The sequence below is a fragment of the Candidatus Marinimicrobia bacterium CG08_land_8_20_14_0_20_45_22 genome (genome assembly GCA_002774355.1).
GTDB lineage: Bacteria > Fidelibacterota > UBA2242 > UBA2242 > UBA2242 > 0-14-0-20-45-22.
In genome coordinates, this window is sequence record PEYN01000131.1 from 1 (window position 1) to 11,687 (window position 11,687).

General features: G+C 43.9%; 9 protein-coding genes. 3 read left to right on the plus strand and 6 right to left on the minus strand.

What is annotated here, in order from left to right:
• Positions 1-1,116 (minus strand): hypothetical protein (locus tag COT43_07770; GenBank protein PIS27958.1); only part of this gene is annotated, 1,116 nt, incomplete at its 3' end.
• A 75-nt stretch (positions 1,117-1,191) separates the two neighbouring features.
• Here COT43_07770 and COT43_07775 point away from each other — a divergent pair.
• The gene (locus COT43_07775; GenBank protein ID PIS27959.1) at positions 1,192-2,700 is read left to right on the plus strand and encodes a hypothetical protein; all 1,509 of its coding nucleotides are present in this window, start codon (positions 1,192-1,194) and stop codon (positions 2,698-2,700) included.
• Between the two features lie 18 nt (positions 2,701-2,718).
• On the opposite strand, the gene COT43_07780 is transcribed toward COT43_07775, so the two are convergent.
• Positions 2,719-5,868 (minus strand): hypothetical protein, encoded by a 3,150-nt coding sequence (locus tag COT43_07780; GenBank protein PIS27960.1) that lies wholly within the window; start codon positions 5,866-5,868, stop codon positions 2,719-2,721.
• 108 nt (positions 5,869-5,976) lie between these two features.
• Here COT43_07780 and COT43_07785 point away from each other — a divergent pair, with 108 nt between their 5' ends.
• Both COT43_07785 and COT43_07790 read left to right on the plus strand, forming a co-directional pair.
• Complete coding sequence (locus COT43_07785) at positions 5,977-7,128, plus strand: hypothetical protein (protein PIS27961.1); 1,152 nt, start codon at positions 5,977-5,979, stop codon at positions 7,126-7,128.
• Between the two features lie 307 nt (positions 7,129-7,435).
• Positions 7,436-7,702, plus strand: coding sequence for an RNA-binding protein (locus COT43_07790; protein ID PIS27962.1), 267 nt, complete (start codon positions 7,436-7,438; stop codon positions 7,700-7,702).
• A gap of 89 nt (positions 7,703-7,791) precedes the next feature.
• Here COT43_07790 and COT43_07795 read toward each other — a convergent pair whose 3' ends face one another.
• From COT43_07795 to COT43_07810, 4 genes are all read right to left on the minus strand, one after another.
• Complete coding sequence (locus tag COT43_07795) at positions 7,792-9,156, minus strand: hypothetical protein (protein PIS27963.1); 1,365 nt, start codon at positions 9,154-9,156, stop codon at positions 7,792-7,794.
• 2 nt (positions 9,157-9,158) lie between these two features.
• Positions 9,159-10,706, minus strand: coding sequence for a hypothetical protein (locus COT43_07800; GenBank protein ID PIS27964.1), 1,548 nt, complete (start codon positions 10,704-10,706; stop codon positions 9,159-9,161).
• Complete coding sequence (locus COT43_07805) at positions 10,706-11,473, minus strand: ABC transporter (GenBank protein ID PIS27965.1); 768 nt, start codon at positions 11,471-11,473, stop codon at positions 10,706-10,708. Before COT43_07805 ends, COT43_07800 begins: the two co-directional genes overlap by 1 nt.
• A 1-nt stretch (position 11,474) precedes the next feature.
• The coding region (locus COT43_07810; protein ID PIS27966.1) for a hypothetical protein at positions 11,475-11,687 on the minus strand (213 nt) is incomplete at its 5' end.

The window sequence follows — 11,687 nt, forward strand, 5'->3', positions numbered from 1 at the left end:
AATATATTTTCGAATTTGTTCACTTTTTCCAGAAAGCAGACGAACCGCTTCAGTCTCCAGACTTCCAAAGTCGATCCGACCGGACGCGAACATCGTTTGACGATATGAGTCAATGTAAACGTTAGCCAGCGCGGTGAAATTCTTCAACAATTGGATATGCGCCCGCTCCGTCTCCTCCACAAAGTCAAATAGATTCTCTTTGATATCTTTCCAGCGTTCGCCCAACTGTGTCCGTAAACTACGGACGGTCTCAAGATCTCCCGACCAATTCTTTTCGCTTCCCTTGATTCTTCCGTCAAACGCCGTTTTCATGTCCAGTTTTAAAGAATCGATTGATATTCTATCTGTTTTCCATTCAGCCTCCGTTTTAAAAATCAAACCGAGACAATCTTGCAGTTTATCGCCGTTTTTCGGACGAGAAACCGTTCGCAATTGCGCGATGGTTTTTTTATTTTCTTCATTATCGAAAAACTCCGAAAGTTTCTGATTCGTGATTCTTTGGTGAAGAGTTTTCATTTCAAACAGGAGCGCGCCATCAGAAGTCGTACGAATGTGTTCCATCAGTTCGGCACATTCCGCGCGTTTATTCCAAACCGTATTCAGCAGAACTTCGATCTGAGACAGTTCCATGACTTTCAGTAATGCTGAAATTTCCGGGCGGTCGGACTTTAAAGCATTATTTAGAAATCGCTCGGTAAAATCGGCGCGCAGGATCTTTTCTTCGGTTTCGTCGGAAATCGTAAACAGTGGATCGAGTCCAAGCAAGAAAACATTATCGCGTAGCATTCTTCCACAAAAAGCGTGGACTGTCGAAATCGGCGCGAGATTGATCTGATCGATCAGATTTCTTCGAAGTTCTGATGTACAGACAAATTCCGGTTTTGACAACTCGGTCCGAATCCGTTCCTTCATTTCATTAGCGGCTTTTTCGGTAAAAGTAATCGCCGCAATCTGGTCAATCCCTGACGCATGATCGCGGAGAATCTCCATATAGCGATTAACCAGAACGGTGGTCTTTCCCGTTCCGGCGGCGGCACACACGATCAACGATTCATCAATTGCCGATGCCGCTTTTTGATAGTCGCTATGATTCGTTTCTATTTCCTTTTCATTCATTCTTCATACCTTCAAACATCTTGGAAAAACTTACGAATTTCCATAAAATAGCCCGACTTAAAATATGAGGATAATGTGCCGTTATATCAACCTTTCCGTTCCGATTGGATCACTTTCTGTCTGTTTCTGGTCGTGATCCTAAGTTTTGTAGCGCTTAGCGAAGTCATCCGAAAATGTTTTCGTGTCTCAGGCGAACATACACGACAGATCGTCCACATCGGCGTTGGACTGTTGGTCATTCTAAGCCCTGTTTTATTTCTGTCCTCGACACCGCCTGCCGTTCTGGCGCTTATTTTCATCGTTCTGAACGCCGTGGCGCTGAAACAAGGCGAAATGAAAGGAATGCATACGACGGCGCGCACTTCATGGGGAACGGTTTTTTTCCCGGTTTCGTTTCTCATCCTGATTCTCCTGTATTGGAAATCCGATCCGATCATCCTGATCATTGGCATGTTGATCATGACGGTTTCCGATTCGCTGGCATCGATCATCGGAACAAGCGGGAAAAGATCAGCCGAGTTTCGCCTCTGGAAAGATAAAAAATCCGTGAAAGGATCATCCACAGTTTTTATCAGCGCGTTTCTCATTTCGACAGTTATTCTTTCGATTGCCAAAACGATCGCCGGCGAGCCGGTTCCGGAAACGCTTAGTTTGATTTTGATTGGCGTAACTGTTGGGATCGTCGCAACGCTTTCCGAAGCCATTTCATTCGCCGGTTCCGATAACTTGACATTACCGCTTTTCAGCGCATTACTTTTAGACATCATGCAAAAACACACGTTAAGCGGTCAGTTTATGGTTCTCGGATGGATTTTTTTCTCGTTTTTCTTAGCCTATGCCGCCTTTAAACTCAAAGCCCTAACATTTGGCGGAGCCGCAGGTGCAATGTTGTTAGGCTCCATCGTTTTTTCCATCGGCGGGATCAACTGGGTGATTCCAATGGCAACTTTCTTCGTGTTATCCTCTATTTTGTCAAAGATCGGTAAAATTAAAAAAACGCTTCTCAAGGGCATGGTTGAAAAAGGAAGCAATCGCGACATCCTGCAGGTATATGCAAACGGCGGCGTTTCGCTCATCATGGCTTTGCTCTATTATTTTACATCGCAAAACCTTTTCTACCTCATGTTTCTCGGATCGCTTGCGGCGGCAACCGCCGACACATGGGGAACAGAGATCGGTATCTTTTCAAAAAGCTTACCACGCCATATCTTAAATTTTTCAAAAGTCCAGCCGGGAACTTCCGGAGGCATCACGGTGCTCGGAACTTCCGGATTTTTCGCTGGTGCGGGCGTATTGACACTGAGTGGCATTTTCCCAATCAATGAATCGGTTAGAGCCGCTTTTCTTATTATTACGATCAGCGGAATTCTCGGCGCCTTCATCGATTCAATTCTTGGCGCAACCGTTCAAGCGCAGTACCGCTGTCCGCATTGCTTAAAAACCACCGAAAAAACCGTCCACTGCGGCAAATACGAAACGCTTCTCGTGGCAGGTTACCGCTGGATCGATAATGATGTTGTCAATCTCGCCTGCACGACTTCCGGCGCCTTGCTCGTTTGGTTCCTTTACATGCTCTTCATTTAAAAAAACAAGAAACGTCGGTTACTCTTCAACTGACACTGTTTTCCGAATCCGGCAAAGGTCAAAGTATTCGCAAAAACCGGATTTGCAACGTTTCACATCAAACGGTAAGAGATCAAAATTCCCCTGAAAAATCTTATTCAACAAAACGCCGATTTTCATGAGAGTTTGTTCGAGAAGAGATTCCAATTCATCATTCTGTATGACTTGAGAACGCGACGACATTTTCTCGGTCAATACTGGTTTAAATCGTTTCCCATCCCGAAAGACATACGTGTAGGCACCGGTTACGGATTCCATGTTCAATAGTTGGCGCGCCGCGATTAAATAGAGCGATAGTTGAAAATAAACGCCTTTTCCAACGCCATCTTTCATCGAATGAGCCGAAGAAGCAGTTCGTTTATACTCAACAACTTCCAACGAATTCCGTTCCGGATTAACGTCGATCCGATCGATCTGTCCGGAAAATATGACATCTTTCCGACGACCATTTGACTCAACGGAAAAGGCGTTATTTTTCAAGTTAAATGCCTTTTCCAGTTTCACCGGACAATAGTTCGTCTCCGAAAATCGCCGTTCCGAACGCACAAACGCCTGCAAGCCGCTTTCTAATGTCTCCATCTGGTTCTGCCAGACAATATCCGTCAAAAACCGGAATTTCGGTCGGTAAGTATGATCAATCCGTAAAATGATTCCTTCAATCAATTTTTCTGAATCCGATTCGAGAAACTCAACGTAGCCTTTAGTCCCACTCAAATAAGTCCGCAGAAGCGATTCCAGCGCAGAGTGAATGAGATGTCCGTCAACTAACGGCGTTACATCCATCGACGGTTCTTCGGGTGAGTAGATTTTCCAGACATTCTTGCATAAAAAATAGAATGGACAGCGGGCAAATTCCTGAATTCGGGAGACGGAAAATTGATCATTAATCAAATCCCAGAACTGTGTAAAATCTGCAATACGACCGCTCCACTCATTTTGTATATTTTTCTGCCGATTTTTCTCGATTGTGATCATCTCCCCAATTCGTCGGATGTCGTCTAAATTCCCGATTATTTCGGTTAGCATCATACGATCGTTCTCAGAAATATTCGGTGAAAATATCGCCGCTTTGACATCGTCAATCGAACCAAATGCATCCGATTTTGGCAGAATTTCATCGACAGGAACCGTCTCAAAACCTTTACGTTCTTCAGGAAGCGCCGACAACAAATCCGTTAAAAATGACGACATTGGAAGTTGTTTTCCACCGAATCCTGACAACGGAAATGTAAGGAGTAATTTCTCTGCCGCCATCGAAATCGCGAGGAAAAACAGCCATTTTTCCTCATCAATATTAAATGACGTTTCTGAGAAAATAACTTCCCCAGCAATGGAATTCAATTTTCGGCGAATCTCATTGGTCAATATTGGATTATCGCGGCGCACTTGCGGAAATTCACCATCAGTCATTCCCAGAATAACCAATCCGGAGAAACTCTTTCCGCGCGCATCCATCACACTCGAATAAAAAAGCCCGGACTGATTTTCATTATCGGAAGCGATCACCGGTTCCGCCTCGAAAAACCTGCGCATCGCTTGAGAATAATCAGCAAGTTTCAATTGATTGTGCTCGCCAGCGATTTTACTCATTAAGCTAATTAACGCGGAAATCTGTTTGACACAATCGTTTATTGACCTATTTTCCAATTCAGGAAAAAATTTCTGAAGTATTTTCCCAAACGACTCGCCAAACTCCAACCACGTCGCAGAAGAAGGAACTGAAATATCATCCAAGAACCTTTCGAGAACGGGCTGGCGGGATTCCATTTTTTTCGTAAGATCATCTTGAGAGACGCGATCAAATTCATCGGATTCAGATTTGATTGTCGCCCGCCACCGGACAAAATCCAGTCGGTTTTTATATTGCGTTATCCATTCATTTTTGTCGACCGGAATGCCCAGTTCGGCCGTCAGTCGTTCCAGATCGTTGATCGCCTCTTTCCCATAACGATTCTGTACAGACGCGTGCCGAAAAATATCCATCACCTCAGACCTGATAAAGCGCTTTTCGTTTACGGAAGCGATTCTCAGCAAAAATTCCGCCGGCTCAGTCTGTGCGATCCTCCGATTGGGATTTTTCACCGGAATTCCAAACCGCGGTAAAATGAGCGTAATCAACCCGGAATAATCGTATGAACCACGAAATATGATACCAATATTTTCGCTTTTCATGCCGTCACAAATCCAGCGTTTGATTGTTCGTGCGGCGGTTTCGACTTCCCTCCAGCGCGTCGGGCATTGAATAACCTTCAAGTCACTATTTTTCCAGTCGTTTGTCCAACTTGCCGGTTTTTCGAGAATTGTCACACCACCGTGGCTGAGAAACGATCCTGTTCGGATAGATTCCAAAATCGGAGATTCAAGTGGCTCTTTCTTCATTTCGATCTTTATGCTGTCCGGAAAGAGCTCGCTCTGATTCTGAACGTAACCATACACTGTGCGCTCTTTATCAAGTGGAAACGTGACGAACGTTTGAGTAAATCGATCCGCCAACCGATTCAGTATCTTTTTCTGAATTGGCGTGAACTCATAAAATCCGTCGATCAGCAACAGATCACCATTCAAAACGTCTGATCTATTGTTCAACGTTTCCCATGCGCATAAAATCTGCTCATCGGAGTTGAATCTCCGGCTGTTCCGCGATTTTTGACGAACTTTTTCAAATAAATCCATCCAAGCGTTCAACGACGGCTCGCTCAGAGATCGAACCAATACGTTATGTTCATCGCTTTTCAGCCCAGCATTTCTGATCTCGGCAAACGTTTTCTGTAAAAACAAAATCGTCCCCGCGCGACAGTCGGAATCATTTAATTCTGTTCGGATATTTAGCCAGTCTTCAGCATTTCCAACCTGCCGATACACAAAGCCCGCTTCGTCCAAAATCCTGTCGGCAAGCGAAGCGAACGTCCCAACAAACAGTTGCCCCGGCAACGTTTGCTGAACTTCCGCTAAAATCTGATCTTTGAAAAATCGAATATGGTGCACTGACGGCAGAATACAGGAAACCATTTTTCTAAAATTGAGCGCATCAATTGCAAGCCGGATAACACGAGCGGTTTTTCCCGAGTGAAGCGGTCCGATAATGGTGGTTATTCTCGACATGACAAATAAATATAGAAGATAATTCATGAACTATCAAGATGATTTCCGAACAGATTTCCACTTCCTTCCAATTATCTACCGCATAAAAATGATTGGGACGTGAAACGAATATCGGTAATTTATATCAGGAAGTTGATGCTGGATTCTCATCTTTACGCTTTGGAAAAAATGAACATTGAAGTTAAAATCGTGAAAAATCGGGCTGATCTGGCAACTTTTGTCAAGTTACCGTCGAGGATTCATCACGGACACGATAAATGGATGCCACCGATTCTGCGCGATGAATTTCGATCTTTTAATATCGCAACCAATCCTGCCTTTTTCGAAAACGATACCATTTTAGCGATCGCATGGCAAAACAATCGGCCGGTTGGGCGAATCGCAGGTATCATTCACAGACGCTATAACGAATCAATGGGAGAAAAAACCGCACGTTTTAGCTATCTGGAATGTGAGGAAAACATCGTAATCGCAAAAACTCTGTTGGACTTTGTTGAAAATTGGGTAAAAGATCGCGGCATGACAAAAATCATCGGACCGAAAGGGTTTTCTAATCAAGATCCGCAAGGATTCCTTGTTGAAGGATTTGGGAACGAACCTTCGACCGAAGCTTTTTACAATTTTGAATACATTGTTCATTTTCTGAACGACCTGGAATATGTGAAAGAGGTCGATTACGTGGTCTATAAAATCCAGATTCCGGAAAAACCGCCGGAACTTTACCGGAAAATTTCCAATCGGTTCTCAAGGCGAACGGATTTCCATGTCATAGAGTTTACGCGAAAAAAGGAGCTACAGCCATTTATCATCCCGGTTTTTCACTTGATGAATGAGACTTACCGGCATCTGCCAGGCTACGTTGTCCTCAGTGAACAGGAAATGCTTGCGCTCGCCAAACGTTTCCTACCGATTATTGATCCACGATTCGTCAAATTAGTAACGTTTCACAAGCAAGCAATCGCCTTCATCATCGGCATTCCGAATATGAATGCGGGACTCCGGAAAGCCAACGGTCATCTTTTCCCGTTTGGACTTTTCTACATTCTGCATTCACGCAAGACCAGCCGCCAGATGGATTTGATGCTTGGAGCCGAGAAGCCGGAATTCAGAGGCAAAGGCATCGATGCGCTTATGGGATCCTCCATGGTGAGCTCGGCTCATGCCGCCGGTTTCGATTTTCTCGACACGAACCATGAACTTGAGGACAATATTCAGGTTCGCAGTGAAATGGAGCGCGTCGGAGGTGTGATTTATAAACGCTACCGGATTTTTCAAAAATCTTTATAAAAATACAGTCCCACCCGGCTGTAATGACTAAAAATTGTGAAATAGGAAGTATTTCGACGGGTGTCTAACGAAATATCTATTGGAAACGAAAATATTTTATTTTAATATAAGCCGTTCTTTGAAATGGCTGGCGAAATATAACGGACATATACTATAAACACTCAACAACATCCTTAAGCGAAAACGCTTGGAGGATTTTCTCATGTGTTAAGTAATGTTGTATTGCAAGGGGTGTGAGTTGCTATTTTGCTTTTACCTCCCAAAAAGAAACATTATGACGCAATGAGAACCGAAAAAGGAGATAAGAATGCAAGGTAGCAAACTTTATGTAGGAAATTTGAAGTATTCCATAACCAACGAATCGTTGGAATCAATTTTCGCCAAATATGGTGAAGTCAAAAGTGTGAATATTATTGAAGGCAAAGGCTTCGGATTTGTCGAAATGGGCACACCCGAAGAAGCCGAAAAGGCCAAAGAAGGATTAAACGGACAGGAATTTGACGGTCGCACATTGCGCATCGACGAAGCTCGTCCGCCCAAACCGAGAACCAAAAGAGAATTCTCTAATAACTAAACAAACGAAAACCCGATAAAATATTTGCCAGCCATTTCCAGGAATTTTTGTCCATATCCCAGAAATTAAAACAGAAAACTAATCCAGACTCAAGAGGTTTTTCGCGTCAGATCCTCAGCAGTTTTTCGTACCGCGATTACTTTTGATTTGGAAATTTTATAAACAAATGGTTTATCCGCCGATTTAACGAAATAGCTTTCACCAATTTTCCATCCGATTAGTACAGTTCCAATCTCATTTCCGTTTTCAAAAAGCGATAAAATCACCTGCGGTTGGTTGAGCCCATACGAATTGAGCGATCCGGGCGAATAAGTAACCAGTTCATCGGCCGTCAATTCGGCGATCCCGTTTAGCCATCGTTCCATTTGTTTTTCATCTGCATCGACATTATCCAAAGAAACGAGTTTCCAGTTAACCGAATCCGATTTCTCACAAACATAAGATTTATCGTCGAACTTCCAGATGACTTTGTCAATTTTTCTTTGATCCCGAACATTCGGGACAATATTTTTATCTTGCAAATCGAACGTACTCTTAAGCAAGTTGTCCGTCAGCCAATTCTCAACAGTAAAAACCGGATCACGGGAAGATTCCTTCGCAAAAGACGCACCAGACTCGTCTGCCAGATTCTTCGCACCGATAGAAAAAGTCGATTGAGCCAGCGATTCGCCGCTGAACAAATGAATTGTCAGCAATGGCATCGACAAGCCATATTTTGCCAGATTGATTGGTTTTTCGTCTTCAAATGACTTTGCTTTGGTATTTTGAAGTCTGTTTAACAACGACTGAACTTCATTGTTGTCCGCCCGCATGGTAACCGGCGAAATAATATTCCATCCATCACTGGTTTTTTCCAGTTTTGTTTTGCCTTTGGTTTTTGAGATAACTTCGATTCGGTTTACTTCGTTAGCGACGACATGCATGATTTTTTTATCGCGGAAATCAAACGGTTTTTTCTGAACGAATGTCATCAGGGATTTGTTGGTTGTGAAAATATTTGGCTTATCAGGATATTTGACGTAAACCGAAGTACCGGTCGGATTCTCGTCACCAATTAGTAAACGTTGAGGAGCGGCATCTTTCCCCGTCAAAGTCACTTCAGCGCATGGCAAGTCCAAACCAAATGGTTCAAGCGCTGTCAAAGTATCCAGAATTCTCCGGTCTATCGTGGATTCTAGAAGTGAAGTGAGATTCGATGATAAAGCTAATGAATCACAACCGGCGCTGATCGGTTTGACAATCGACCAAACATTATTCATCTTCTCGCAGATGACAGAATCCGATTCTGATCGAATTTCAATCCGGACAACATCGTCTTCGGGAACCGAAAAAAGGAGATTTTCCGTTCGTTTTTTCGATTCTCGCTCCTCGCCGCCTTTGATTTCAAAGAAATAGATCGTTATAAAAAGTAGAACTAAAATGCCCGTCAAACCGGCCAGGTTTTTCCACTTCAAAATTATTTCCTCCTGATAAAAACCATAATTCCAATGCCAAATGCGATCGCCGGCAAAATGATGACGGTCAGCCAAAAAACGGTTTTTATCTGAGCCGGACTCATCTCAACCAATCGAATATCCGGCGCTTTTGGGCGAATCGAAATCAGGTCTTCATCGGATAACAACCAGCTGACAATATTCATGAAAAGATCGCCATTACCTTGACTTGGGAAATAGGCGTTCGAAGCAAAATCCGAGTCGCCGACTGTTACGATTCGCGCTTTGCTTTGGCCGTTCATTCCCGACGCTTTGAGATCAATCGTCGTCGCGCAAATCACCGGGATAGAACCTTTTGCACTGGCGGATTTAATATCAACACGTCCAGTTTTAAGAACCTGATCGACATTGGAAACTGCGTAGCTGTTTGCGCCCGTCAGCGCAATCTCATCGACCAAAATCCCGGTTGATCCTTCCGTGCTCATCGCTTTAACCGACCGCGCCATTGGGAAAAAGGTCATAATTCCTTTCATATCCTTAACAATCGGATGACTGGTATAATCAGATATCAGCGGAATTTCCGGGCCTGCTCCGAAGAGACGTCCAATTCCGCTGATATCGATCAGAAGATTATCGCCAACTTCGACAAACCAATTTTTCATATAATCGATTAAGCCGGCGGAAGGTCTTGGATCCAGCATGAAAAGCGCACCGCCGCCGTTATTGATGTGTTTGGTCAATAAAGCGAGTTCCGAATCGAAAAAGTCCTTTTTAGGACCGGCAATGATGAGAACGGAAACGTCCGCCGGAATTGAGTCGGCACCCGCTAACTGAATCTCGGAAACATCGTAATTCTGTTCGAGAATCGCTTCTTTCGCTTTGGCAAAACCGTCACGCTCCGACGAATTAATGTCCGACTCGCCGTGTCCGGTGACAAATGCGATTTTCTTGTTGCCTTCGCGAGTCACTTTGATAATGGCATTGGTAATTGATTCTTCGGAGGCGGTGGGAACTTGTTCCTCTTTTCCTTCACAGAGAACGACAAGATAGCCGTAATTTTTCACTTTATACTTTTTTGCGATCGTCGGTTTTTCGTCCGGATCGACAATTTCCCATGTCAGCCGTTTGGTGTAATGAGAATATTCCTTCAACCGGTCTTCGACGGAACTTTTATTCAGATCTTTGGCGAAGGCGAAAATCTCAACCTCTTTATTCAAGCCTTTCAGCACTTTAATGGTTTGATCGGAAAGGCTAAACGTTCCCGTCGTCGTCGAATCGATGCGCCAAGTATGACGAGCAAGGAAAAAATTCACAAGGATCAAAATCGCTATCGTGACAATAATGACGAATGCCATATTCCCGCTGTAAAGTAAACGGCGGTCTTTTAAAAATTTCCACATGTCCAGCCGGATGAATGCATAAACACTTCCTGCCAATCCAATGCCAATCAGCGTCAGCAATTTCCAGTTCCAAACATTGACAATGGAGTAGAGAATTAGTCCGAAGAGCAATAATGTAATTCCGGCGATTAAAATCCATTTATTGAGTTTAAAATTGTCGATTTTCATCATTAACCTCTCCACTTAGAAGATTCAACGGATTGGTAAGTAAGGAATAACATCAGAAAGGTCAGCGAAAGATAGAAGACGAGATGGCTTGTGTCGAATACGCCTTTGGAAAAATCTTCAAAATGCTGAATGATGGAAATGTACCCGAAAAACGAACCGAAAATCTTTCCGGCGAAGTCGGCGGCAAAACCAATGACCCAGAGAAACATCGCTCCCGCAAATGTTCCGACAGCCGCAACGATCTGGTTTTCCGTCAATGATGAGATGAAATTTCCCATCGCAACCAACGCGGCGCCCATCAAGAGCAAACCCAGATAGCCGATGAGAACCGGCATCAACTGCGGCTTTCCCCAGATAAAGAGAAAAATCATGAATAGAAAAGTAACCACCGTCATCACGACGAACAGAAAATAAGTCGCAAAAAATTTGCCCAGAATAATCTGCCAGTTCGTCAGCGGCGACGTGAGAAGCAGTTCCATCGTTCCGCTCTTTTTATCCTCAGAAAACGACCGCATCGTGATCATCGGAATCATGAACAGAACAATGACGCACGTGTTTAGCAGAAATGGGCGGATCATCATCAGGTTAACGTTCAGCGGAACGTTTTGGCGTTGCATCATCGCCGCGTAACTGTACTGAAGAAAACTTGATAGCATCAGATAAAAAAATATGCCGATGACAGCGAGAAAGAGCCCAATAACTACATAAGCGATCGGTGAAGAAAAATAAGACCGGACATCCCGTTTAAAAATCGTAAACATGTTTCCCATTTTAGTTCACCTCTTCTTCTTTAGTCGTCAATCGCAGGAAGATTTCCTCCAAACTCAGCCCGGACGTTTTCATTTCTAAAAGTCCCCAGCCGTTCTTCACGATGCGAGCCGCTAATTCCTTCCGAATATCGAAACCGACAGTCGATTCGACGACATATTGAGCCATATCCGGAATTGCGAGCGGCTGAACGGCAACCGATAGGACATTCGGCGT